The 25,696-nt window shown below is 63.8% G+C and carries 16 protein-coding genes and 1 CRISPR repeat array; of the genes, 9 read left to right on the top strand and 7 right to left on the bottom strand.

Annotation, left to right across the window (positions count from 1 at the left end; genetic code table 11):
- Positions 1-99: 99 nt before the first annotated feature.
- Complete coding sequence (locus AB7849_RS03365) at positions 100-720, bottom strand: hypothetical protein (protein ID WP_369500556.1); 621 nt, start codon at positions 718-720, stop codon at positions 100-102.
- A gap of 118 nt (positions 721-838) precedes the next feature.
- The gene (gene queF, locus AB7849_RS03360) at positions 839-1,666 is read right to left on the bottom strand and encodes an NADPH-dependent 7-cyano-7-deazaguanine reductase QueF (RefSeq protein WP_369500555.1); all 828 of its coding nucleotides are present in this window, start codon (positions 1,664-1,666) and stop codon (positions 839-841) included.
- A 132-nt stretch (positions 1,667-1,798) separates the two neighbouring features.
- Here queF and AB7849_RS03355 point away from each other — a divergent pair, with 132 nt between their 5' ends.
- Entirely contained in the window at positions 1,799-3,775 is a 1,977-nt protein-coding gene (locus AB7849_RS03355; RefSeq protein WP_369500553.1) for a M1 family metallopeptidase, read from the top strand.
- Between the two features lie 203 nt (positions 3,776-3,978).
- Here AB7849_RS03355 and AB7849_RS03350 read toward each other — a convergent pair whose 3' ends face one another.
- Complete coding sequence (locus AB7849_RS03350; RefSeq protein ID WP_008215092.1) at positions 3,979-4,971, bottom strand: aldo/keto reductase; 993 nt, start codon at positions 4,969-4,971, stop codon at positions 3,979-3,981.
- Between the two features lie 117 nt (positions 4,972-5,088).
- Between AB7849_RS03350 and AB7849_RS03345 the strand changes: the two genes are divergently transcribed.
- Positions 5,089-5,991 carry a LysR family transcriptional regulator gene (locus tag AB7849_RS03345; RefSeq protein ID WP_008215093.1) on the top strand — a complete coding sequence of 301 codons (903 nt, stop codon included), beginning with the start codon at positions 5,089-5,091 and terminating at the stop codon, positions 5,989-5,991.
- 150 nt (positions 5,992-6,141) lie between these two features.
- Here AB7849_RS03345 and AB7849_RS03340 read toward each other — a convergent pair whose 3' ends face one another.
- Together AB7849_RS03340 and AB7849_RS03335 are read right to left on the bottom strand one after the other, a co-directional pair.
- On the bottom strand, positions 6,142-6,894 hold the full coding sequence (locus tag AB7849_RS03340; protein ID WP_008215094.1) for a glutathione S-transferase family protein: 753 nt from the start codon (positions 6,892-6,894) through the stop codon (positions 6,142-6,144).
- Positions 6,895-6,969: 75 nt separating this feature from the next.
- Positions 6,970-7,362: an acyl-CoA thioesterase gene (locus AB7849_RS03335; protein WP_008215095.1), complete on the bottom strand. Its 393-nt coding sequence runs from the start codon at positions 7,360-7,362 to the stop codon at positions 6,970-6,972.
- A 400-nt stretch (positions 7,363-7,762) separates the two neighbouring features.
- On the opposite strand from AB7849_RS03335, the gene AB7849_RS03330 reads away from it, so the two are divergent.
- From AB7849_RS03330 to cas3f, 3 genes are all read left to right on the top strand, one after another.
- Positions 7,763-10,105 carry a S9 family peptidase gene (locus AB7849_RS03330; RefSeq protein WP_369500552.1) on the top strand — a complete coding sequence of 781 codons (2,343 nt, stop codon included), beginning with the start codon at positions 7,763-7,765 and terminating at the stop codon, positions 10,103-10,105.
- A gap of 121 nt (positions 10,106-10,226) precedes the next feature.
- On the top strand, positions 10,227-11,201 hold the full coding sequence (gene cas1f / locus AB7849_RS03325) for a type I-F CRISPR-associated endonuclease Cas1f (protein WP_008215101.1): 975 nt from the start codon (positions 10,227-10,229) through the stop codon (positions 11,199-11,201).
- Positions 11,198-14,635, top strand: a complete 3,438-nt coding sequence (gene cas3f, locus AB7849_RS03320) for a type I-F CRISPR-associated helicase Cas3f (RefSeq protein WP_369500551.1) — start codon at positions 11,198-11,200, stop codon at positions 14,633-14,635. The genes cas1f and cas3f overlap by 4 nt, the downstream gene beginning before the upstream one ends.
- A 6-nt stretch (positions 14,636-14,641) precedes the next feature.
- Here the strand turns inward: cas3f and AB7849_RS03315 are convergent, their stop codons facing one another.
- Together AB7849_RS03315 and AB7849_RS03310 are read right to left on the bottom strand one after the other, a co-directional pair.
- Positions 14,642-15,058, bottom strand: a complete 417-nt coding sequence (locus AB7849_RS03315) for a type II toxin-antitoxin system VapC family toxin (RefSeq protein ID WP_369500550.1) — start codon at positions 15,056-15,058, stop codon at positions 14,642-14,644.
- Positions 15,058-15,303: a FitA-like ribbon-helix-helix domain-containing protein gene (locus tag AB7849_RS03310; protein ID WP_037101786.1), complete on the bottom strand. Its 246-nt coding sequence runs from the start codon at positions 15,301-15,303 to the stop codon at positions 15,058-15,060. The genes AB7849_RS03315 and AB7849_RS03310 overlap by 1 nt, the downstream gene beginning before the upstream one ends.
- Before the next feature lie 145 nt (positions 15,304-15,448).
- On the opposite strand from AB7849_RS03310, the gene csy1 reads away from it, so the two are divergent.
- Genes csy1 through cas6f form a run of 4 tightly spaced genes read left to right on the top strand, consistent with a single transcriptional unit; the run spans position 15,449 to position 19,398 of the window.
- Positions 15,449-16,822, top strand: a complete 1,374-nt coding sequence (csy1, locus tag AB7849_RS03305; RefSeq protein ID WP_037101788.1) for a type I-F CRISPR-associated protein Csy1 — start codon at positions 15,449-15,451, stop codon at positions 16,820-16,822.
- Positions 16,819-17,781: a type I-F CRISPR-associated protein Csy2 gene (gene csy2, locus AB7849_RS03300; RefSeq protein ID WP_008215111.1), complete on the top strand. Its 963-nt coding sequence runs from the start codon at positions 16,819-16,821 to the stop codon at positions 17,779-17,781. The genes csy1 and csy2 overlap by 4 nt, the downstream gene beginning before the upstream one ends.
- 19 nt (positions 17,782-17,800) lie before the next feature.
- Positions 17,801-18,829 carry a type I-F CRISPR-associated protein Csy3 gene (csy3, locus tag AB7849_RS03295; RefSeq protein WP_008215112.1) on the top strand — a complete coding sequence of 343 codons (1,029 nt, stop codon included), beginning with the start codon at positions 17,801-17,803 and terminating at the stop codon, positions 18,827-18,829.
- 2 nt (positions 18,830-18,831) lie between these two features.
- Positions 18,832-19,398 carry a type I-F CRISPR-associated endoribonuclease Cas6/Csy4 gene (gene cas6f / locus AB7849_RS03290; protein WP_008215113.1) on the top strand — a complete coding sequence of 189 codons (567 nt, stop codon included), beginning with the start codon at positions 18,832-18,834 and terminating at the stop codon, positions 19,396-19,398.
- A 129-nt stretch (positions 19,399-19,527) separates the two neighbouring features.
- Positions 19,528-24,778: direct repeats of the CRISPR family, unit length 28 nt; unit sequence GTTCGCTGCCGCGCAGGCAGCTCAGAAA.
- Between the last annotated feature and the right edge of the window lie 918 nt (positions 24,779-25,696).

Below are 25,696 nucleotides of genomic sequence, written 5' to 3'. Positions count from 1 at the left end.
ATGGGCATGGGTGGAATGGGGCGCCAGTCATGCGTTCACCATGAAAAAGGCGCCCCGGCGGGGCGCCCTTGCCAAACCCGGGAATCCGGGAGCCTGCGATCAGCGCTTCTTGACTTCGAAGTTCTGGCTGGCGACCTGCTTGCCGTCCAGGGTGATATCCACCTTGTACTTGCCTTCCGGCCACAGGTTGGGGTTTTCCACCTTGAAGGTAGTGGTGGCCGGGCCGCTGGTGGCGATCCGCTGGCTGATGCTGCTGACCAGCTGGCCCTTGCCTTCCAGGTAACGCCAGGTGGCGTTGAGGGTGGCGCCGTTGGTGCTGCCATCGGTGAGCACGCTGGCATACAGGGTCTTCTGGTTCGGCGCGAAATGATCTTCCGCCTTGCGCACCTTGTGCTCGGCATTGACCGAGTCGCCCACGGCCAGGGAGGCGACCTTGAAGGCGTCGGTTGGCGCTGCCGCCGGTGCCGCTGGCGGCGTGGCCGCGGCGTTGGTCATGGCCGGGGTGGCCGCGGTGCCGGCGCTGGCAGGTGCCGCAGCCGGTGCAGTGCTGGCGGGGGCCGGCGCGGTTGCGGCGGTGCTGGCGGCGGCCGGGGCAGTGGCCGTGCTGGCCGCGGCGGGCTGGTTGGCCGCCGGTTGTTCGCTCTTGCCGCAGGCGCTGAGGATCAGCAGGCCGGACAGCGTGGCGGTATACAGAAAAGCGGAACGTACGGTGGATTTCATGGGCAGCATTCCAGTTCAGGACGCGACGGGACACGAACGGCCCGCGTCACGCAGGCCGATATCGTTGCGAAGGCTAGCGCTTCGGATCTGAAGTGCCGATGACCGGCCGATGCGCCTGCTATTGCCGTGCGCCGCGGCGGTTGTCAGGCGCGTTGCCTGGCACGCTGCTGCGGAACGGGTTGATGTCCAGCCCGCCGCGCCGGGTGTAGCGGGCATAGACGCTCAGCCGTTCGGGGGCACAGCGTGCGCTGATGTCCATGAAGATGCGCTCCACGCACTGCTCGTGGAACTCGCTGTGGGTGCGGAACGAGACCAGGTAGCGCAGCAGGCCCTCGCGGTCGAGCGGTGCTCCTCGGTAGGCAATCTGCACGCTGCCCCAGTCGGGCTGGCCGGTCACCGGGCAGTTCGAGCGCAGCAGGTCGGAGACCAGGGTTTCCTCGACCACCGCGGCGGCCGTGTCGGCGTGCAGGTAGTCGGCCTTCGGCGGGCCGTAGTCGTCGATGGCTGCCGGCAGCTCGTCGATGGATTCGCCGGCCAGGTCGGCGAACGTGTGCGCCGCGGTGCGCGCGGGATGCAGGATCACCTCCACCACATCGCCGGCGGCCGTGGTCAGATCCTGCTGCAGCAAGGCGCGCAAGGCCGCGGCGCTCGCCAGCGGCTCCTGCGCGAAACCGTTCAAGTACAGCTTGAACGACTTGGATTCGATGATGTTCGGCGTGCTTGCCGGAATGCGGAATTCGGCCACCGCCGCCTGCGGCTTGCCGCGCATGTCCAGCCAGGACAACTCGTAGGCGTTCCAGATATCGGTGCCGTGGAAGGGCAGCGGCATGCCCACGCCGATCTCGTTGCGCTTGGCTGCGCGCAGGATGGGAAACAGCAGGCCGGGGTCGTAGCGGTCGGCGTAGACGGTGGCCTTGCCGAGCGGGGAGTGGTCGGGGGTGCTCATGGGGCACATTCTACCGGGCCGGCCCCGCAGTGCCCCGCTTGCCCTGGCACCCAGTACTTCTGGCCTATCCATGCGCGCGGCAAGCTTTCTATAGTGGGCTGTCCCGATCCCCGTTGTCCCTGAGGAACCCGCATGAAGAAACCGGTCCTGGCCCGCCCCGCGGCGGTTGCCCTGTTCGCTGCGGCTGCTGCGCTGTGTGCGCCGGCCTTTGCCAACGGCACGGATGCCGGCTTCAACGCAAAAGCCCTGTTTGCACCGTTGACCCTGCCGCACCCGGCCAACGCGTTCCGCGACAGTGCCGGCCGGCCCGGCCCCGAGTTCTGGCAAAACCGCGCCGACTACAACATCCAGGCACGCATCGATCCGGCCACGCACACCTTGAGTGGCGAGGAAACGATCACCTACACCAATCACAGCCCCGATGCGCTCGACGAACTGTGGGTGCAGCTGGACCAGAACATCTACAAGCCCGATTCGCGTGGCTCGGTCACTTCGCCGTGGCCGCACAAGCCGGGCCAGACCACCGACGGCTACCAGCTCGACGCGGTGGAGATCAACGGCAAGCCGGTGCATTACCTGGTCACCGACACGCGCATGCGGGTGGACCTGCCCACGGCATTGAAGGCGAAGGATGGCCAGCTCAAGCTGCACATCCGCTACCACTACACCGTGCCCGGCGTATGGGGCGGCCGCACCGCGGTCACGCCGAGCAAGAACGGCGACATCTACGAGATCGCGCAGTGGTTCCCGCGCATGGCGGTGTACGACGACGTGCACGGCTGGGACACGCTGCCCTACCTGGGCCAGGAGTTCTACCTGGAATACGGCACCATCGACTACGCCGTGACGGTGCCGTGGAACTGGATCGTGGAAGGCTCTGGCCAGCTGATGAACCCCGACCAGGTGCTCACCGCCACCGAGCGCCAGCGCCTGGCCGCGGCGGCCAAGAGCGACAAGACCGTCTACATCCGCAAGCCATCCGAGGTGAACGACCCGGCCAGCCGGCCCACCCGCAGCGGCACGCTGACCTGGCGCTTCCGCATGGAGCACACCCGCGACGTGGCCTTCGCCGCCTCGCCCGCCTTCGTGTGGGATGCCGCGCGCATCAACCTGCCCGGCGGCAAGCACGCCATGGCGATGTCGATCTACCCGGTGGAAGGCGTGGGCGCGGACAAGTGGAACCGCTCCACCGAATACGTCAAGGGCGTGATCGAGCACTTCTCGGCCAAGTGGTTTCCCTACCCGTGGCCCAACGCGATCAATCTGGGTGGCCACGGCGCCGGCATGGAATACCCCGGCATCGTGTTCGACGGCTTCGATGAAGGCGGCAAGCCGCTGTTCTGGATCACCGCGCACGAGATCGGCCACACCTGGTTCCCGATGATCGTGGGCTCCAACGAACGCCGCCACGCGTTCATGGACGAAGGCTTCAACACCTTCATCGACGTCTACGCGTCCGACGCCTTCAACCACGGCGAATACGGTCCCAAGCGCGACGGCGAATACGCGCCCGGTGGCGGCAATCCGGTGGACGAGATCCTGCCGATCCTGGCCGACCCGAATGCGCCGACGCTGATGGCGCATGCCGATTCGATCAGCGAGAAGTACCGCCATCCGGTGACTTACTTCAAGGGCGCGCTGGGCCTGATCCTGCTGCGTGAGCAGATCCTGGGGCCGGCCCGTTTCGATCCCGCGTTCCGCCGCTACATCGCCACCTGGGCGTACCACCATCCCACGCCATCCGATTTCTTCCGCTTCATGGACAGCGCGACGGGTGAGGACCTGTCGTGGTGGTGGCGCGGCTGGTACCTGCACAACTGGCAGCTCGACATGGGCGTGACCGGCGCCAGCTACGTGGACAACGACCCGAGCAAGGGCGTCACGGTGAGCCTGGTCAGCAAGCAGAAACTGGTGATGCCGGCCACGCTGCGCATCGACTTCACCGACGGCACGCACCAGGACATGCGCGTGCCGGTGGAAGCCTGGCGCTTCAACGGCACACCGAAGATCACCCTGGACACCACCAAGGCGATCAAGCAGCTGACGCTGGACCCGGACCACAAACTGCCGGACGCGGATCGCAGCAACAACAGCTTCGCGATGCATTGATGTGGATGGGCTCCCTCCCCTGCGCGCAGGGGAGGGTTGGGGAGGGGTAAGCAACCGCGCGAGAGCGCTCACCTTCTCCTGGCCAATGCTCCGGGCTTTGCAGAGCCGTCATCCCAGCGAAAGCTGGGATCCAGTGACTCTGAACCATGCAAAGGCAAAGGCATTGGGTTCCAGCGTTCGCTGGAATGACGATGAGACCGGCCTCAACCGTTGATGTGCGTCATGCTCGCCGCCGCATAACGCTCGCCGGCTGCGGCATCGGGTGGGAAGACCGCATCGATGGCCGCCAGCTCATCGGCCGACAGCGCCACGTCCAGCGCTCCAAGATTTTCGTCCAGCCGGCTGCGTTTCTTGGTGCCGGGGATCGCCAGCACATCCTTGCCCTGTGCCAGCACCCAGGCCAGCGCCAGTTGCGCGGGTGAGCAACCCTTGTCGGCCGCCAATGCCTTCACCTTGTCCACCAGCGCCAGGTTGCGCGTGAAGTTTTCGCCCTGGAAGCGCGGGCTGCTGCGGCGGTAGTCGTCGGCGTCGAAATCTTCCGGCGAGCGGATTGCGCCGGTAAGAAAGCCCCGGCCCAACGGTGAATAGGCGACCAGGCTGATGCCCAGCCGACGACACGCGTCGAGCACGCCGTTCTGTTCCGGATCGCGCGTCCACAGCGAGTATTCACTTTGCAATGCGGCGATCGGGTGCACCTTGCTGGCGCGTTCCAGCGTGGTGGCTGAGGCTTCGGACAAGCCGAGGTGGCGCACCTTGCCGGCGGCGACCAGTTCGGCCATTGCGCCCACGGTGTCCTCGATCGGCACGTTCGGGTCCACGCGATGCTGGTAGTACAAGTCGATGGTGTCGATGCCCAGTCGCTTCAGGCTGGCATCGCAGGAAGCGCGCACGTACTCCGGGCTGCCGTTGACGCCGCGCGCCGTCGGGTTGGCCGGGTCGCGCATGATGCCGAACTTGGTGGCGATGAAGGCCTGCTCGCGGTGCCCCTTGATCGCCTTGCCCACCAGTTCCTCGTTGATGTGCGGGCCGTACATGTCGGCGGTGTCGAGCAGGGTCACGCCGCGATCCAGCGCGTGTCGGATGGTGGCAATGGATTCGGCGTCGTCGCGATCGCCATAGAAGTCGCTCATGCCCATGCAGCCGAGGCCGAGGGCCGAGACGCGGGGGCCGTGCTTGCCGAGTGTGCGGGTTTGCATGCGGGTGTGCTCCGGTGTTGGAAGGTAATGGGTGAAAGTGGCGCCATGATGCGCGGTGGCCGTTGGCGAATAAATACTTAATAATTACCAAGACTATTTCATTGAGATAAACAATCCATGGACCGCCTGGAAACCATGCGTCTGTACGCGCGGATCGTCGAACTGGGCAGTTTCACGGCTGCCGCCAACGATCTGGACCTGCCGCGCGCCACCGTCACCAACGCCATCAAGAAACTGGAGGCACGGCTGGGTGCGCAGTTGCTGCGTCGGACCACGCGCTGCCAGAGCGTGACCCGCGATGGCCAGGCCTATTACGGGCATTGCGTGCGCCTGCTGGCCGACCTGGACGAGGTGGAGGCGGATTTTCGCGAGGCCGCCGTGGTGCCGAAGGGGTGCCTGCGCATCGACATGCCCGGCACGTTGGCGCGCCACCTGGTGATTCCCGGGTTGCCGGAATTCTGCGCACGCTACCCGCAGATCAAACTGGACATCGGCACCAGCGATCGCTTCGTGGACCTGCTGCGCGAGGGCGTGGATTGCGTGCTGCGCGTGGGCGAGCTGCCCGATTCGGGCCTGGTCGGGCGCCGGGTTGCGCTGCTGCAGCAAGTCACCGTGGCCAGTGCCGGTTATGTGCGGCGCCGCGGCTTGCCGCACACGCTGGCCGATCTGCAGCAAGGACACGAAGCCGTGAGTTGGGTCTCGCCGACCACGCGTCGGCCCGAACCGTCGCTGGACTTCATGGTGCGGCGCCGGCGGCGTGAAGTGCACCTGCCGGCACGCGTCAGCGTCAGCGGTACGGATGCCTACCTCGGTTGTTGCGAGGCCGGCCTGGGCATCGCGCAGTTCCCCCGCTATCGGGTGGCTGACCTGCTGGCGCGCGGCGCCCTGCAGGAGCTGTTTCCCGATTCGCCGCCACCGGCATTGCCGGTACACGTGCTGTATGCGTCGCAACGCCAGATGCCGGCACGGTTGCGCGTGTTCGTGGACTGGCTGGTGGAGCTGATGGCGAAACAGCGCTGATTCAAATCCCGTCCGCCCACGGGCCCATCCCGCCTTGGCAGGCCCGCTCGCGGGCGATGCTTTTCGACGTGGTGGTCGAAAACCTCGAGGCGCATCGCGGCCGAAGCCGCTCCTGTCGGTTGAAGAGTGAGATAGCCGGGGCCCGGACGTTCAGCCGCGAGGCAAACCGTGGCGCGGCGTGCCGCCATCCAGCGTGTCGCTGCTGAGCGGTGCACCGGCGGCGAGCAGGGCGGCGCGTTGTTCGGCCAGCGGCAGGCGCAGGATGGCGTCTTCGTAGCGGGCCAGCTTGACCAGCGCCGGCTCGGCCAGCACGTGCGCCACGAAGGCGGCGGTGGCCGGCCAGCGTGCGGGGTCGATCTGGTAGCGCACGAACGAGGCGGTGCGGAAGTAACTGGCGATGGCGATATCGGCGATCGAGAGTGCGCCGAAGCCGAACAGGAAGCCGTCCGCGGGCAACTGTGTTTCAAGGTAGTCCAGCGTGGCGGGAATGTCGGTTTCCAGTGCGCGTTGTACCACCGCTTCATCGGTAGGCTCGTGGAAGATGTGCCGGCGTGCCCCGCGCTGGTAGAACAGTCGCCAGATCAGCACGTCGGCCAGTTGCGTGTCGGCGTATTCCTCCAGCCAGCGCGCACGGGCGCGGTCGGCGATGTCGCGCGGGTACAGCGTGGGCGAGGGATGCTTGTCCTCGAGATACTGGCAGATCACCGAGGAATCGTTGATCACCACGCCGTCATCGATCAGCACCGGAACGCGCCGCAGCGGGCTGAGCCGGGTGAACGCGTCGTTGCCGACGAACGGCGCGATCGGGTCGATTTCGTACTCCAGCTGCTTCAGCTCAAGGCAGGCCAGCACCTTGCGCACGTAGGGCGAAACGTAATTGCCGATCACCTTGAGACGAGCCATCGCACGATTCCTTCCGGCTGAAAGGCGCCAGCGTGGGATCGGGCCGGTGGACCGTCAAGTGCCCTTCCGTGCGCCTCAGTCGGCGGCGGCTTGCGGCAGCGCCGGGACCGCCGTGGGCGAGCCGTTGGAATCCAGCGCAATCATCACGAAGCGGCCGGTGGTGCAGACGCGGCGGTCGCCGCTGAGCGGGTCTTCGGCGGTCATTTCCACTTCCACCTGCATCGAGCTGCGGCCGGTGCCGACGACGTGCGCCACCAGTTCAACCAATTGTCCGCTGCGTACCGGCACGCGAAAGCTCACCTCTTCCGAACGCGCGGTCACCACGGTGCGGCGCGCGTGACGCGAGGCGACGATAAAGGCGGCCTTGTCCATCCACGCCAGCGCCTGGCCGCCGAACAGCGTGCCAAGGTGGTTGGTGTGATGGGGGAAAACCATTTCGAGCAGGCGGACTTCGGAACTGGCGGACATGGGGGGGATTCCGGGCATAGGGAGGCCGATATTGTGCCGCAGCAGTCCCGCCGATAGTGCCTACCTCAACCTATGGCAGGGGTGCCGAAGGTCACGGCGCGCTAGCATCGAGCCTTCGCGCGTGGCGGCAGGGGCATCGAAAAGCCTTCGTCACCCTTTCGGCTGTCAAGGATGGTCTGAACAAGCCTTTGCTCGTCATTCCAGCGAAAGCTGGAATCCAGTGTCTTCAGGAAGTTGCCAAGGCGCTGGATCCCAGCTTTCGCTGGGATGACGGCTTGTTCAGACATTCCTGGAGAGCCGCAGGAATGACGAGCAAACAGGGCCAATTCGAGATTCCCGCCAGCCGCGCGAGTCGGCCGCGTTACGAAAACCACCCGGTATCCCTAGGGGAGTGCAGCAAATGAGTTCGAAGATCGGCAAGACGCGTCTGTCCGGCGCATTGATGGTGGGGCTGCTGATGTGCGCCTCCGGCGTCATGGCGCAGGGCCGCGTGCTCACCGCGCAGGATTACGCGCAGGCAGAGCGCTTCATGTCCTACAACACCATGCCGTTGGTCGACCACGACGTGCAGCGGGTGAAATGGCTGGACAACACCCATTTCTGGTACCGCGACCACGACGCTAGCGGCGACCGCGTGATGGAGATGGACACCGCCACCGGCAAGGCCGCGCCGGCGTTCGACCAGGCCAAACTGGCCGCCGCGTTGAGCAAGGCCACCGGCAAGCCGGTGCCGGCGAACAAGGTGCCCGCGTACGGCTTCGATTTCAGCGTGAAGCCGGACGGCCACTACGACATCGACCTGATGGGCAAGCATTACCAGTGCGACCTCAGGGGCGCCGGTGAATGCACCGCCAAGGCCGCGGCGAAGACGGGCAACGAGCCGGGCATTCTCTCGCCCGACAAGACCAAGGAAGCCTTCGTCCGCGACTGGAACCTGTGGGTGCGCGACGTCGCCACCGGCAAGGAAACCCAGCTCACCACCAACGGCGTGAAGGACTTCGGCTACGCCACCGACAATGCCGGCTGGATCCACACCAACCGCGCGGTGGTGAACTGGTCGCCGGACTCGAAGAAGATCGCCACCTATCAGCAGGACCAGCGTGGCGTCGGCGAGATGTACACCGTCAGGACCCAGGTCGGTCATCCGGTGCTCGATGCGTGGAAATATCCGCTGCCGGGCGACAAGAAGGTGTTCATGATCGAGCCGGTGGTGATCGATGTGGCCACCCACAAGACCGTGCGCCTGCAACTGCCGCCGCAACAGCGCCTGTCCAGCCTGTGCGACGACATCAGCTGCAACAGCGATGGCCACTGGAGCGACCTGAAGTGGGCGCCGGACAGCCGCACGCTGGCCATGGTCAACAGCTCGCGTGATCGCAAGCACGAGTGGTATCGCGTGGCCAACGCCGACACCGGCGCCGTGCGCACCGCGTTCGAGGAAAGCGTCAAGGACTACTACGAAAGCGGCCACGGCGAGGTCAACTGGCAGTACCTGCCCAAGACCCATGAAGCCATTTGGCCGTCCGAACGCAACAACTGGAACAACCTGTACCTGTACAACCTGAAGACCGGCAAGATGGAACACGCCATCACCGGTGGCGACGGCAATGTCGCCGAAGTGCTGCATCTGGATCGCAAGACGCGCGAACTGTGGTTCGTCGGCGTGGGCAAGGTGCCGGGTGTGAACCCGTACTACAAGCAGTTCTGGAAGGTGGGTATCGACGGCGGCAAGCCGGTGCTGCTCACCCCGGAAAACGCCGACCACACCATCAGCATGCCGCCCGACGGCAAGACCTTCGTCGACAGCTACTCCACGCCGACCACGCCGCCGGTGACCGTGCTGCGCTCGTCCGCCGATGGCCACGTCATCGCCACCATCGCCAAGGCCGACATCAGCCGCCTGAAAGCCGCCGGCTGGGTGCCGCCGATCCCGTTCACGGTGAAGGCGCGCGACGGCAAGACCACGCTGTACGGCATCATGTTCAAGCCGTCCAATTTCGATCCGGCCAAGAAGTACCCGGTCATCGACTACGTCTATCCGGGCCCGCAGACCGGCTCGGTGCGCGGCCGCAGCTTCAATCCGTCGCGTGGCGACAACCAGGCGCTGGCCGAACTCGGCTTCGTCGTGGTCGCGCTCGACGGCATGGGCACGCCGTGGCGCAGCACCAGCTTCCACCACACCTGGTATGGCGACATGGGCGACAACACGCTGCCCGATCAGGTCAAGGGCATCCAGGAACTGGCCAAGCGTTACGCGTGGATCGACATCAACCGTGTCGGCATCTGGGGCCATTCCGGTGGCGGCAACACCACCGTCGACGCCATGTTCCGCTACCCCGACTTCTTCAAGGTCGGATGGGCGGAAAGCGGCAACCACGACAACCGCAACTACGAGAACGACTGGGGCGAGAAGTACCAGGGCCTGCTGGTGACGAACAAGGACGGCACCACCAACTACGACAACCAGGCCAACCAGGACATGGCGAAGAACCTCAAGGGTCGCCTGATGCTGGTCCACGGCACCATCGACGACAACGTGCCGATCGGCGAGACCTACCTGGTAGCGCAGGCGCTGATCAAGGCCAACAAGGACTTCGACATGCTCATCATCCCGAACGTCCACCACGGCTACGCGGCATCCACGCCGTACGCCACGCGCCGTCGCTGGGATTACTTCGTGCACTACCTCGCCGGCAACACGCCGCCGAAGGAGTACAAGCTTAAAGCGTGGCCGTGGTATTGAGTACGTGCAGGTAAGTGATTGAACGAGGCCGGGACGAAAGCCCCGGCCTTTTTGTTTGTCGGTCGGGTTACGATGTCGTGGGCCAGGGTGTGGCCGTCATGTCGCTCACAGGGGGCGCATCATGAACGAAGTGCATGCAAGTGACCTCAAGTCGATCCTGCACTCGAAGCGAGCAAACATCTATTACCTGCAGCATTGCCGGGTGTTGGTCAATGGTGGTCGGGTTGAGTACGTCACAGATGCCGGCAAGGAGTCTCTGTACTGGAATATCCCCATCGCCAACACCACTACGGTGTTGCTTGGCACCGGGACATCGATCACCCAGGCGGCGGTGCGTGAGTTGGCCAAGGCCGGCGTACTGGTCGGATTTTGTGGCGGTGGTGGCACGCCTTTGTTCAGCGCAAACGAAGTCGATATCGAAGTGGCATGGTTCTCGCCGCAGTCGGAATACCGACCTACCGAGTATCTGCAAGCCTGGGTGCGTTTCTGGTTTGATGATGATCTGCGTCTTGCTGCCGCGAAAGCATTCCAGCACAAACGCGCGCATCGAATCGCGGACGCATGGAAGCGGCGCAGTTTGCGCGACGCCGGCTTCGTGGTGACGGCCGCACGACTCGACGAACTGCTCGAACGCACGCACCGCGCCATCGACCTGGTGCCAGATAACGTCAGCCTGCTCACCGAAGAAGCACGACTCACCAAAGCCTTGTTCAAGCTCGCCGTCGACGCTGTGGGTTACGGTGACTTCACGCGCGCCAAGCGCGGTAGCGGCGGCGATCCAGCCAACCGCTTTCTCGATCACGGCAACTATCTCGCCTACGGGCTGGGTGCCACCGCCACCTGGGTTCTGGGACTTCCGCACGGACTGGCCATCCTGCACGGCAAGACCCGCCGTGGCGGCCTGGTGTTCGATGTCGCCGATCTGGTCAAGGACGCCAGCATTCTTCCACAGGCCTTCATTTCGGCCATGCGTGGCGACGACGAACAGGCATTCCGCCGAGGCTGCATCGAAGCGCTGACGCGCAGCGAGTCACTGGATTTCATGATCGACACGCTGAAGGCGGTGGCAGTCGAAACGGCGGCGCTGGCTACATGAACATCCTGTTGATCAGCCAGTGCGACAAGAGAGCACTGACCGAAACCCGCCGCATTCTCGACCAGTTCGCCGAACGCCGCGGCGACCGCACCTGGCAAACCCCGATCACCCAGGCCGGCCTGGACACCTTGCGCAAGCTGCTGCGCAAGACGGCGCGCAAGAATACCGCCGTGGCCTGTCACTGGATTCGCGGGATGGACCACAGCGAGCTGCTGTGGATCGTTGGCGATGCGCGGCGCTTCAATACCGAAGGCGCGGTGCCGACCAACACCACGCGCAACGACGTGTTGCGCAGCAAAGACGAGAATGATTGGCACACCGCGCAAGACATCCGCCTGCTGGCCACGCTCGCCGCACTGCTTCACGACTTGGGCAAGGCCAGCGTGGCTTTCCAGGAACGATTGCTTGGCGAGCGCGGTGAACGCAATCGCTATCGCCACGAGTGGGTATCGCTGCGGTTGTTTCTGGCCTTCGTGGGTAGCGATGACGATGAAGGCTGGCTGGCGCGCATGGCCAGCGAAGCAGGCGGCGACGCGGCAGACTGGATCGGCACCGGCCGTTATCTGCGTGATGGCGTGGATACGGGCATCGAGCGCCAACCCTTTCGCCTGCTCACCACCCAAGCTCCGCTGGCGGCGGCGATCGGCTGGCTGGTCGTCACCCATCACCGGCTGCCGTGCCATCCGGCTGAAAGGAATGACGGTAGCGGCCAGGCGGGAATAGGAGCGCGCGCCGTGGGTTTTCAGCAAGCATGGCTGGAGACGCCATTGGCCGATGTGGCCCACGACTGGAACGAGATCGATCAACGATCCACGCCGGCCGAAGCCACGCCGTACTGGCAACTGGCCGGCGAATTGCCCGCCGTCGATCCCGCGTGGCGCACGCAGGCGCGGCGGGTGGCGCAGGCCCTGCTTGGTCTTCGGCGTCATCGCGGGAAGGATTGGCTGGGCAATCCCTATGTGATGCATCTGTCCCGCCTGTGCCTGATGCTGGCCGATCACCACTACTCCAGCCTCGGTATGGGTCAGGATGGCAAGTCGGTGACGGAGCGCCAACGCTTCGTGCAGCGCGATCAAACCGTGTTTGCCAATACCTTGCGTCCCGGCGTGATGAACCAGTCGCTGCTGGAACACCTCCTCGGCGTAGGCTACACCGCCAGCCTGATCGCCCACGCCCTGCCCAACTTCGAGCGTCACCTGCCGCGGCTCGCCAACCATCGTGGTCTGCGCAAGCGCAGCGTCGATGCACGCTTTGCGTGGCAGGACAAGGCCTTCGATGCCGCCAGCGGTCTGCGCGAAAGCTCGCGCGAGCATGGCGCCTTCATCGTCAACATGGCCTCCACCGGTTGCGGCAAGACGCTGGCCAATGCACGCATCCTGTATGCCCTGGCTGACCCGCAACAAGGTGTACGCATCAGCTACGCGCTGGGCCTGCGCACGCTCACCCTGCAAACCGGGCGCAGTTATCGCGATGACCTGCATCTCGGCGACGACGAGCTCGCCGTACTGGTTGGCGGTTCGGCCAGCCGCGCACTGTTCGAGTATTACGAACAGCAGGCCGAAGCCACCGGCTCCGCCTCCACGCAGGATCTGCTGGATGAGGAGAGCCACGTGCTTTACGAGGGCAACGAAGCCGATCACCCGCTGTTGTCCCGCGCGCTGGCCAACCCCGATATCCGCCGCTTGATCTCGGCACCGATGCTGGTATGCACAGTCGATCACCTCGCGCCAGCCACCGAATCGCTGCGCGCCGGCCGCCAGATCGCCCCGATGCTGCGACTGATGAGCAGCGATCTGGTGCTGGACGAACTGGACGATTACGACCTCGACGACCTGCCGGCGCTGACCCGGCTGATGCATTGGGCAGGTATGCTTGGCAGTCGCGTGGTGTTGTCCTCGGCCACCTTGCCGCCAGCCTTGGTGGAGGGCATGTTCATGGCCTATCGCGCCGGTCGCCGCCATTACCGCCGCAACCGTGGGCAGGAACATGCTGCGGAAGGTGCGCCCATCGACGTTCCCTGCCTCTGGGCGGACGAGTTCGGAGCCCAGGCGCAAGGCTGCACCACGGATGACGACTTCGCCACCGCGCATGCGCGCTTTGTCGAGTGCCGCGTGGCGCGGCTTCAGGAGGCCGCGCCCTTGCGGCTTGCCGAATTGTTGCCGGTGGCCATCGACAGCAAACAGCCTGTTTCAAGCATCCATGCCGCCTTCGCTGGCTTGGTGCACGAGGCCAGCCTGCGGCTGCATGGTGGCCATGCGCAGCCTGATCCAAAGTCCGGCAAGCGCGTCAGCTTCGGCCTGGTGCGCATGGCCAACATCGAACCGATCGTCGAAGTGGCACGTGCGCTCATCGAAACCGATATGCCCGCCGACACCCGCCTGCACCTGTGCGTCTACCACGCCCGCTTTCCGCTGCTGCTGCGTTCGGCCATCGAAGCCATGCTGGACGCCACCTTCAATCGCCGCGATGTCGATGCGGTGTGGCAACAACCCGACATTCGCCGTGCGCTCGACAAGCATCAGGAGAAGAACCATCTGTTCGTGGTGCTGGCATCGCCGGTGTGCGAGGTAGGGCGTGACTGGGATGCCGACTGGGCGCTGGCCGAGCCGTCCTCGATGCGCTCGCTGATCCAGCTCGCCGGCCGCGTGCAACGCCATCGGCGTGAATCGCCGAAAACCTCCAACATGCTGGTGTTCGACACCAACCTCAGAGGCATCCGGCAAGGCAATGGCCACGAGGCGGTGTTCAACCGACCGGGTTTCGAAAGGTCCGTCCAGGGCAACGCTCAATTCCTGCTGACCAGCCACCGGTTGACCAGCTTGCTGGCCGAAACCGAGTACCACCATCTCAATGCCGTACCGCGCATTCGGCCTCGCGCCGACGACGCGCTGCGCCCACGCGAACGCTGGGTGGATCTGGAACACGCCCGTCTGCGCGCAGGGATGCTGCCGATGTCCGCCGAGTCGTCATCCACCTCAGGGCGCCGAGGTTCACGTCCCAAGCCGCAGTTGCCGCGCGATTACGCCGCGGCTTGCTGGCAGCACCCGCAAGCCGCGCTCAGTGGCGTGCTGCCGCAGCAGCAGCCCTTCCGCGATGACGCGCGGCCGGATACCACGCTGGCATGGCTTCCTGACGAAGACGAAGACGCGCTGAAACTGCATCGCGTGGAAGACGTACGCAACGGCAAGCGTGGTGAGAAGCTCTACGTCCCCGCTGGCGAGCTGCTGCATCCCATGACGCTGGAACCAGCATCAGGCATCAGCCGCTGGGGTGAGTTCGATTTGCCATCACTGGTGGGCGAGCAGGCCGACGCCCGGAATCTGTCGCTCGACCAGGCGGCACGCAAGTTCACCACGGTAGACGTGCCTTCGCTCAGGGACAACGCCCAAGGCTGGTGCTGGCACCCGTGGCTGGGCTTCAGCAAAAAGCGGTGAGGAGGATCAATGCCAGGGATCGACCAACGTGATGCCGCAACCCTCGAAATCCCGCACGTTGCGGGTGGCCAGTGCGGCACCACGCGAATGCGCGATGCCGGCGATCATGGCGTCGGGCATCGCCACCGGGCGCCCTTGCGCGCGCCGCGTGGCGGCGATTTTCGCATGGACGTCGGCAGCCGCACCGTCGTAGGGCAGCACATGATCGGCAAGCTTCTGCTCGAACAACAGGGTCAGCTTCTGCAACAAGTCGCTTCGGCGTCGTCCATCAGGCATGCAATACAAGCCGAACAGCAGTTCGCCGCGCGTAACCGCCGTGGTGAAAAGCTCGTCACCGGACAGCTGTCCAACCCACGCCATGACCTTCGGATCAGGCAGAGGTCTGAACAACTCCGAGATAACGTTGGTGTCCAGCACGATCATCAGAGGAAATCCGGCGGATCGCGTTGCAGCTCGCGCGGCGGAAGCTCCAGCTCGATACCACCATGCGGCGTCACCATGGCGCGGATGCTGTCCACCAGCGCTTGCCCGCTCAGCGCATCGGCTCGCAAGGCGCCGCGCAGGATGCTGCGCGCCTCTTCTTCCATCGACTGCCCATGCCGCGCAGCGCGCAGCCGCAGCAAGGTCTTCAGGTCGTCATCCAGATTGCGAATGGTCATGCTGGCCATGGGCGGATCCTCTGGCAGTGATTGCAATGCATGCATTGTAATCATTCACCGTGAACAAGGCCACTTCGCGCCAGTTGTCGCAAGCCTTGAGATCAACGGGGGCTAGAACCCGGGAACAATGGACAAACCGCACAAGGGGAGGGACATGAACGAACTGACTGATCGTGGAAAGGCGTTCCACGCTGCCATCGCCGGCTTCATCGGCAACAAACTCAAGAAGGCGCCCAGAGGGGAGGATGGCAATTACGCCGCCGCAAGCAAGACGGAATGTGAAGCATGGCTATTTAATGCCGTGAAGAACATCGGAAATGCATCTGTCGCCACGCACCCGATAAGGATCACACACAGCTCAATCAAGGGCGCCACCAGCATCTATGCGGAGCCCAGTCAACTCACGCCGCGCGAAGAACTGGGTACACACAGCGTCGCAGGCGAGTTCAGCACAGACTTTGCGATCGGCAATTCGCCTCAAGTTCCCGCGTGTCAACTCCTTCAACAACGAGGCCCCGACGGCGCATCACTCGCCTCATGGCTCGCTGCCGGTGACTCTGACCTTGCAGCCGCGCTTGATAGCAGCGCAGGCGACGATGGGTTCATCGCCGAGACACTCGCCAAGGCGCTCAAACCAGAGAACGGCGCAATCAGTAGCGGATTGGCAAAACAGGTGTATTGGCTGGCCGGCGATGAGCCGCAAGACAACAGTCACTACCATCTTCTCCAGCCAATGTTTTCAAGCACACTGGAAGACGCGCTTCACGGCCCCATCAGCCGCGCCACTGATGCGTACTTCAACGCGCGCGGAACGCAAAAGAAAAGGGCGACTTACGCGGATCATGCAACTTATCCGGGAATTGTGCGGCGGAATATCGGTGGTGCTAATCCGCAGAATGTAAGCCCGTTGAATAGCGTGCGCCATGGCAACAACTACCTGCTGTCCTCGTTGCCACCCCCGGCATGGAAACCGCGCGGTGGCGTGAATCTGCTCAAAATCGACTCGGTATTCGACGAAAAGCGCGGGGCGCTCAACGGATTTGGCGGCATGCGCGAACTGTTGCGCACGCTCGCCGACTTCCTGAAACAAAGTCCCGACCCCACCATGGAAACCCGCACCCGCCGCGAGACGATCGAACAAGCCGTAGGCGCGGAACTGGCAATGTTCGGCGTGGCGATCCATGGTAACTACGCCGCCGGCTGGACACGCGACGACACCTGCAGCCTGCCTTTGTGCGAGCAGCTCTGGCTGGACCCTGATCGCACCGAATTGCCGGAGCGGCATGACCCGCAGCATCCGCACTGGCAGGAGCTCGACCGAGAGTTCAACGATGCCTACGAGCGCGGCGACTGGGCTGACGAAGTGGCCGGGCGTTTCGGCCGCTGGGTCAATCAGCAGTTGCGCAACCGCAGCGACAAACTGATCGCCCTTGGCGAAGCGGAAATGCGCCACTTCGCACGTCAGGCCATCCTGGACGTGGCGTGGCCCATTCCTCTGCAACGTCGCGCCAAAGCAGGTGTCGCATGAGCTGCCCAACCTATACCCATATCGTCGTGCTGCCGCACCTCAAGGTGCACAACGCCAACGCCGTCTCCAGCCCGCTCACCCACGGCTTTCCGTCCATCACTGCGTTCCTGGGGTTGATGTGGGCGCTGGAACGCAAGACGCGGGCCATGGGCCTGGATCTCGAGTTCAGCGCCGTCGGCGTGGTTTGCCACGACCATGAAGAGCAAACCACCGACGGCGGCTTCGTCAAAAGCTTCCGGCTTACCCGCAACCCTGTGGGAAAGGACGGCGGCACCGCTGCCATCGTCGAAGAAGGCCGCATCCATCTTGAACTGAGCCTGTTGCTGGCGGTGAACGCGGTCAACTGGGACGCCGAGGCACGGCAGCGCGACACGCAAATCATCTCCGAGCTGCTGCAAGGCATGCGTGTGGCCGGCGGCACGCTGGTGCCATCGGTTCAGGCGCACGGCTCGCGTCACCGCCCCTGGATCGTGGATTTCACCGATGATGAACACAACGATTTCCAGCGGCTGTGCACTCGCCTGCTGCCCGGGTCCACTCTGGTGGCACGCGACGACCTGATCGACAAGCGTCTGGCGAAACTGCAGGAAAGCCATCCCGGCACCACCCGCCTCGATGCCTGGCTCTCGCTTTCGCGCTTCAACTGGCAGTACGACGCCACGGCCGAGGGCGGCAAGGGGGCGTGGCAGCACGATCATCCCAAAGGCTCAGGCTGGATCGTGCCCATGCCGGTGGGTTACGGCGCGCTGGGCGAGCTGCACGCTGCCGGCAGCGTACCCAATACCCGCGATACCACCACACCGTTCCGCTTCGTGGAAAGCCTGTACTCCGTCGGCGAGTGGATCGGGCCGCATCGCCTGCACGCGCCGAATGATTTGCTCTGGTACGCCGACAGCCAGCCCGACGAAGGCCTGTACCGCTGCCGCAACGACTATCGCGCCACCACCGACACCCTCTGACTCGACAAGGAATTCCATCATGGCCAACGAACTCAAGACCGCTTCCGTCCTCGCCTTCGAGCGCAAGTTCGATCCTTCCGATGCACTGTTGTCGAGCGGCAACTGGGCTACGCGCGAGGCATCGCAGGACTGGGCGCCGATCGCGCTGCGGGAGAAATCGGTGCGCGGGACGATTTCCAATCGTCTGCCAGCGAAGGATCAAGATCCTTTGAAGCTCAATGCGAAAATTGAAAGCCCCAATCTGCAAACCGTCGACGTGGCCACGCTGCCTGCTGACGCCGATACGCTGAAGGTGCAGTTCACCCTGCGCGTGCTGGGTGGGACCGGCCAGCCCTCCGCCTGCAACGATGCCGCCTACCGACAGAAGCTGTTGGCCACCGTGGGCAGCTACGTGCAGCAGCACGGCTTTGCCGAACTGGCCAAGCGTTATGCCGCCAACCTCGCCAATGGCCGCTTCCTCTGGCGCAATCGGATCGGCGCCGAACAGGTGGAAGTGACCGTGGCGCAGATCAAGGACGGCAAGGCCGCGGCAAGCTGGACGTTCAACGCGCTGGCCCATGACATGAATGCGCTCGTGGCTTCGGGCACGGAGCAAGCCAACGTGCAGGCACTGGCCGACGTGATCGCGGCGGGCCTGGGCGGAACCTCGCACGTCCTGCTGCAGATTACCGCCTTCGTGCGTGTCGGCGCCGGCCAGGAAGTATTCCCTTCGCAGGAGTTGATCCTCGACAAGGGCTCCAGCAAGAAAAGCAAGACTCTCTACGACGTTGGTGGCGTGGCTGCGATGCACTCGCAAAAAATCGGCAACGCGCTGCGCACCATCGATACCTGGTATCCCGAGGCCTCGGTGAACGGCCCCATCGCCGTGGAACCTTACGGCTCAGTCACCACGCAGGGCCGCGCGTATCGCCAGCCGAAGGAGAAGCAGGATTTCTACAACCTTCTCGACGGCTGGGTCATCAAGGACAAGGTCCCCGACGCTGACCAGCAGCACTTCGTGATGGCTACCCTGATCCGTGGTGGCGTGTTCGGCGACGCGGACAAGTAATCATGACCACGCATTACATCGACCTTACCGTCGTGCCGGATCCGGAGTCCGGCACGACGCAACTGCTGGGCGCACTGTACGACCGACTGCACCTCGCACTCGTGCAACAAGGGTTGGACAGCATTGGCGTGAGCTTCCCCGGGTACAGCGTGAATCCCCGTTCGCTGGGATCGAAGTTGCGCCTGCATGGCAGCGACGCCTCGCTACGGCAGCTGTTTGCCGCCGACTGGCTCAAAGGCATGCGCGATCACGTGCGCATGACCGACATCGCACCAGCACCAGCGGACGCCCCGCATCGAACCGTGCAACGCAAACAGTTCAAGACCAACGTCGAACGGCTGCGACGCCGACGCATGAAGCGCAAGGGTGAAACGGTGGAACAGGCCCAGGAAGCCATTCCCTACAGCGTCGAACGCACTCCGAGCCTGCCCTACCTGCACATTCGAAGCCGTAGCACGGCACAGCCGTTCTGCCTGTTCATCGCAGTTGGCGCGCTCGGTCCAAGTGCGGTGCCAGGTAACTTCAACAGCTACGGACTGGGCGGTCCCGCGACGATCCCCTGGTTCTGACCCTTTTTCCGAGTCGCCAAGCCGCTCTTTGAAAATCAACACCTTGCGCTTGTCCCGTTAAAAAGGGGCAAGCGCTTCTTTTTGTGCCTTGAGCCATAATCCTCAATGACTTGAAGCCAGAAGCGTCTTGTTCGCTGCCGCGCAGGCAGCTCAGAAAGCACGGCTCGATCTGATTGACCTGCCCGACATGTTCGCTGCCGCGCAGGCAGCTCAGAAAGTACACTTCACGCGTGCTTAGCCTGCCGTACAGTTCGCTGCCGCGCAGGCAGCTCAGAAAGGCAAGACGACGACAAAATATCAACGCTCCACGTTCGCTGCCGCGCAGGCAGCTCAGAAAGCCGCCACCGCCAGCGCCACGGATCGTCATTGGTTCGCTGCCGCGCAGGCAGCTCAGAAAATGACTCACCGCAAACTGAAACCGTGGGAAGTGTTCGCTGCCGCGCAGGCAGCTCAGAAAATTCCGATACCCGCGACGATCAAGCCTTCACCGTTCGCTGCCGCGCAGGCAGCTCAGAAATCTCCGATATGCCCGGTAGATGGATCAAGCAGGTTCGCTGCCGCGCAGGCAGCTCAGAAACTGTTAGGTGGACCGATCATACATCCATCATGGTTCGCTGCCGCGCAGGCAGCTCAGAAATGCGACAGTTGCGGAAAGCCCACGGTGACGCGGTTCGCTGCCGCGCAGGCAGCTCAGAAAAGGTAGGCAGCCGTGCGCATATGTATGGCGGCGTTCGCTGCCGCGCAGGCAGCTCAGAAATCGAAGTCGCGATAGACCTGGTCGCCGACCCTGTTCGCTGCCGCGCAGGCAGCTCAGAAATGCAACGACTCTTCCGGCCTACATCTTCAATCGTTCGCTGCCGCGCAGGCAGCTCAGAAATCATGCCCGCCACCCGCTAAGAACTCCAACGCGTTCGCTGCCGCGCAGGCAGCTCAGAAACGAGAGAGAACGGTTCGGCTCGGCGAAGCTCAGTTCGCTGCCGCGCAGGCAGCTCAGAAAAGTGGGCATGTCGGCTCCTTAAAGTACGTCTGGTTCGCTGCCGCGCAGGCAGCTCAGAAAGCCCGGTAACGTAGCATCACCGAACTGGTATTGTTCGCTGCCGCGCAGGCAGCTCAGAAAATCACGAACTTGGCGTTAGTTCGCACCAGGTCGTTCGCTGCCGCGCAGGCAGCTCAGAAATCGCGCAACTCGTCGAGGTTTGGGACGCAATGTGTTCGCTGCCGCGCAGGCAGCTCAGAAAACAAACCCGAAGTAAACCGTCAAAGGCGAAGAGTTCGCTGCCGCGCAGGCAGCTCAGAAACTGAGTCGGGTCAGCCCCCGGCTCGCCGTCAAGTTCGCTGCCGCGCAGGCAGCTCAGAAAGACAAGATCCTGATAATTCAGGCATAGCGACGGTTCGCTGCCGCGCAGGCAGCTCAGAAAGCGATCCAGACCGAGCAAACAGCGCGCGTTGCGTTCGCTGCCGCGCAGGCAGCTCAGAAAGTAACGACGAAGGCCGGCATCATGCTGCGTATGTTCGCTGCCGCGCAGGCAGCTCAGAAAATTACGCAAGAAATCACCGACCGAACGAATGCGTTCGCTGCCGCGCAGGCAGCTCAGAAACATGGCAGACGGCGCCTCGGTGGGCGCGGTGGGTTCGCTGCCGCGCAGGCAGCTCAGAAACTGCCGCTTGCCGGCGCGCGCTACGTCCTGCAGTTCGCTGCCGCGCAGGCAGCTCAGAAAACCACCGCTGCCGTCACCGTCACCGACTACACGTTCGCTGCCGCGCAGGCAGCTCAGAAATTGTCCGTGGATACGACCGTTTGCGATGCACCGTTCGCTGCCGCGCAGGCAGCTCAGAAATGTGGCCGCTGCGTTGGCCGTGGCCTGCACGAGTTCGCTGCCGCGCAGGCAGCTCAGAAATACGGCATGCCCCGCCGGAACAAGTCCATGGCGTTCGCTGCCGCGCAGGCAGCTCAGAAATCTTGCGTGATCGCATCGGCATTTGCCGTGTCGTTCGCTGCCGCGCAGGCAGCTCAGAAATATACCTATTCGGCATCTCCGGGGCCGTATGCGTTCGCTGCCGCGCAGGCAGCTCAGAAAATGGAGATCAATCAGATGTTGAGTGGCTTCTACGTTCGCTGCCGCGCAGGCAGCTCAGAAAACAAACCCGAAGTAAACCGTCAAAGGCGAAGAGTTCGCTGCCGCGCAGGCAGCTCAGAAAACCACCGCTGCCGTCACCGTCACCGACTACACGTTCGCTGCCGCGCAGGCAGCTCAGAAAAGTACCCGGAGGCGTCACTGAACCCCAACCCAGTTCGCTGCCGCGCAGGCAGCTCAGAAAATTCCCCCCAGCCGTGATTTTCGCAGCAGCGAGTTCGCTGCCGCGCAGGCAGCTCAGAAAAAGCCCGCTATCTACTGCATCGCGGTGGCTGAGTTCGCTGCCGCGCAGGCAGCTCAGAAAAAGTGAACATGCAAATCAACCAACCGCCGGATGTTCGCTGCCGCGCAGGCAGCTCAGAAAATCCCTCACTGTCGGTGTCGAAGTACCAAATGGTTCGCTGCCGCGCAGGCAGCTCAGAAATGTCCCGAACGTCACCGCGACAATCGGCTTCCGTTCGCTGCCGCGCAGGCAGCTCAGAAACGTCGAACAATCGCTATTTTGAGCGAGGTTCGGTTCGCTGCCGCGCAGGCAGCTCAGAAAATATCGCGATCGCGTAGCTCCATGCCGCGCGCGTTCGCTGCCGCGCAGGCAGCTCAGAAATCCGCGCCGTCATGGGTGCCGTGACTGAAGCCGTTCGCTGCCGCGCAGGCAGCTCAGAAATCCGACGATGAAGGCGATACGCCGGCAAAGCTGTTCGCTGCCGCGCAGGCAGCTCAGAAAGTGCTTGAGCCGGAGCTGTTCGAACAGACCTACGTTCGCTGCCGCGCAGGCAGCTCAGAAATATCGCTACTACAGCGCCGGGCATCACCACATGTTCGCTGCCGCGCAGGCAGCTCAGAAAACGGCCGGCGCCGCGCAGCTGGTCTACAAGGCGTTCGCTGCCGCGCAGGCAGCTCAGAAAACTCCGCCACGCTGGCGAAGATCCATGAGCATGTTCGCTGCCGCGCAGGCAGCTCAGAAATCGCCGATGGCGAAGAAACGGTCAGCTACTTTGTTCGCTGCCGCGCAGGCAGCTCAGAAATCGTCGTTGAACACGGCCTCGATCGTGCACAGGTTCGCTGCCGCGCAGGCAGCTCAGAAAGCCCCGGCCGGAGCGGTGACCATCGGCTACAGGTTCGCTGCCGCGCAGGCAGCTCAGAAACTGTCAAGCGGTGCGCGAAAAGCCAGCACCACGTTCGCTGCCGCGCAGGCAGCTCAGAAAATGCTCATCAAGCATCTCGATCGACGTGTAGCGTTCGCTGCCGCGCAGGCAGCTCAGAAATCATGGATGCGTTCATGCATCCGCGGTCTCATGTTCGCTGCCGCGCAGGCAGCTCAGAAATTCGCGCGCAGATCGTGGAAGGTGAAGCGTTGGTTCGCTGCCGCGCAGGCAGCTCAGAAAAGGTAGCCCACCGCATCCTCGCTGGCTTCCTTGTTCGCTGCCGCGCAGGCAGCTCAGAAAGCGTCGACGTGGGTCGCATCGAAGCCCTCACTGTTCGCTGCCGCGCAGGCAGCTCAGAAAACCGGCTATGCCGGCATCGGCGTGTATCTGGAGTTCGCTGCCGCGCAGGCAGCTCAGAAAGACGTAAAGCGTAGGAAAGTTCATGGCGACCTGTTCGCTGCCGCGCAGGCAGCTCAGAAAGAGCCGTGCGCGCGATTCCGCCTTGGCCTTCGGTTCGCTGCCGCGCAGGCAGCTCAGAAAACAAGGAAGAGGACTGGTTCGCTGCGGACCTGGTTCGCTGCCGCGCAGGCAGCTCAGAAATGGCGGTGAACAAGGACACCGACGCCCTGCACGTTCGCTGCCGCGCAGGCAGCTCAGAAACTTCCGAAAACCATCACGAGCCCGACGGTCGCGTTCGCTGCCGCGCAGGCAGCTCAGAAAATCACGGCAATGGGGCTCTGGCCTGCCATGGCGTTCGCTGCCGCGCAGGCAGCTCAGAAAGCGTACTCGCCTGTCGTGAGGTAGGCCATCACGTTCGCTGCCGCGCAGGCAGCTCAGAAAGAACCGGCGCGGCTTCCTCGAGCGCGTAGCCTGTTCGCTGCCGCGCAGGCAGCTCAGAAAAGCGTGCCATCGGTGGAGTGCGCATCGAACACGTTCGCTGCCGCGCAGGCAGCTCAGAAAACGACGCCAGCACGCTGTCGATGGTCTTGCCGGTTCGCTGCCGCGCAGGCAGCTCAGAAAGACTTGCGTGTAGACGGTGCCGTGCACCTCAATGTTCGCTGCCGCGCAGGCAGCTCAGAAATTTTCGCGCATAGCCGCAGACGCGGCAAGCACGTTCGCTGCCGCGCAGGCAGCTCAGAAAATCACGAACACCGATGGCGTGGATCACCCGCTGTTCGCTGCCGCGCAGGCAGCTCAGAAAACCCGACTTCACGCTATCCGGCAGCAAGCTCAGTTCGCTGCCGCGCAGGCAGCTCAGAAAACGCTGAAGGTCGGCAAGTCGTCTCGCGTGGAGTTCGCTGCCGCGCAGGCAGCTCAGAAAAGGTTATCCAGCCGTGGCAGTTCGGCCACGGTGTTCGCTGCCGCGCAGGCAGCTCAGAAAGCCCGCGCGTCTACGGTCATCGTTCGCGATGCGTTCGCTGCCGCGCAGGCAGCTCAGAAAATCGTCGGCGCCTACGAGGCCGCCGCCAAAAAGTTCGCTGCCGCGCAGGCAGCTCAGAAAAATGCCTGCACGGTCGCCAATGGCATCTCGTCGTTCGCTGCCGCGCAGGCAGCTCAGAAAATGGGGTAGGCCTGCACCTTCGGGGTGACCACGTTCGCTGCCGCGCAGGCAGCTCAGAAATTCTCACCCAGGCGCACCACGCGGGCGGTGAGGTTCGCTGCCGCGCAGGCAGCTCAGAAAGTGGGCAGCACGTGGTACTGGCCGCCGGCGATGTTCGCTGCCGCGCAGGCAGCTCAGAAACGGTACCCATCGCGCCGCCCAGGATCGGCCCGTTCGCTGCCGCGCAGGCAGCTCAGAAAATATGGCGGATGTCGATGATCACCTCGCGCAGGTTCGCTGCCGCGCAGGCAGCTCAGAAAGCGAAGAACCTCGGCGAAGACGACAAGGCGCAGTTCGCTGCCGCGCAGGCAGCTCAGAAATGTGCAGTACGCGATCGAGCGTCTTGCTGCATGTTCGCTGCCGCGCAGGCAGCTCAGAAAAAGCGAGAAGCGGCACGAGGACAAGCATCACCGTTCGCTGCCGCGCAGGCAGCTCAGAAAATCTTCAAGGCCGCTTAAATGAACGACAAACAGTTCGCTGCCGCGCAGGCAGCTCAGAAACTGGTGCTGATCGCCATCGCGCTGATGTTTGGGTTCGCCGTAAGCAGCACGTCGCCGAAGGATGGCAAGCTGAAGAGGCAGCCATGGCCGCACCCCTGTCGGCTGGAAAAGCGCCCTCGGCGGCACGCCGAACAAGAGGGTTGGCGGTGCCACGCATAGTCGATACTCTCAGCTCTTTCCGCACACCGAACTGATCGGCCTTGTCTGCCATGAACGCAATCATTCCGTCGTCGAACGGCGCCATACCGAATTTCGCAACGCTCGATCCCGCGCAACTGCTGGATCGACTGGCCACCGAGGAGGATCGCGCGCCACTCGACCTGATCGATGCCTGCGTGGCCCATGGCGAAGCGATGGTGGAAACCTTGCGCCCTGTTCTGGACGACGAACGCACATGGCGTGGCGCAGCGCCGGGCGTGTGGTGGCTTCCACTGCATGCGGCCTTCATTCTCGGCCGCATTCCGACTGAGTCGGCCGGCTTGCTGCTGGTGCATTTGATGCGGCGCCTGGACGAGCACGACGACAATGATTTGTCGGACTGGCTGGCGGGCGACTGGGCGCAGTTGTTTGCCAACAAGCCGCCGGCCGCCGTCCACGCCGCGCGCGAATTCGCGCAGGAGGCATCGGGTGGTTGGTATATGCGTTGCCAGGTGCTGGATGTCGTGCTGGATGCGGGCATGCGCGAAAGCGAAGCTGCGCTTGAAGCGGCCATCGACTGGGTTGCCGGGCTTGCCGGCGACGAATCCGGCGAGTGGATGTTTCGCACCATGGCGTGCAATGCGCTGCTGGATTTTCCACGTGAGCGCCATCGCAGCGTGATGGAGGCCATTGTCAACGGCGAGACACGGCTAAGAGAAGAGCGCGGCGACATTGGCGGCATGTTTGCTATCGAGGATGTCGAAGACGCCTTTCAGCGCG

Source organism: Rhodanobacter sp. FW021-MT20, assembly GCF_041107475.1.
In the GTDB taxonomy this organism is placed as follows: domain Bacteria; phylum Pseudomonadota; class Gammaproteobacteria; order Xanthomonadales; family Rhodanobacteraceae; genus Rhodanobacter_A; species Rhodanobacter_A glycinis.
This window is presented reverse-complemented; position numbering and strand designations above follow the sequence as displayed.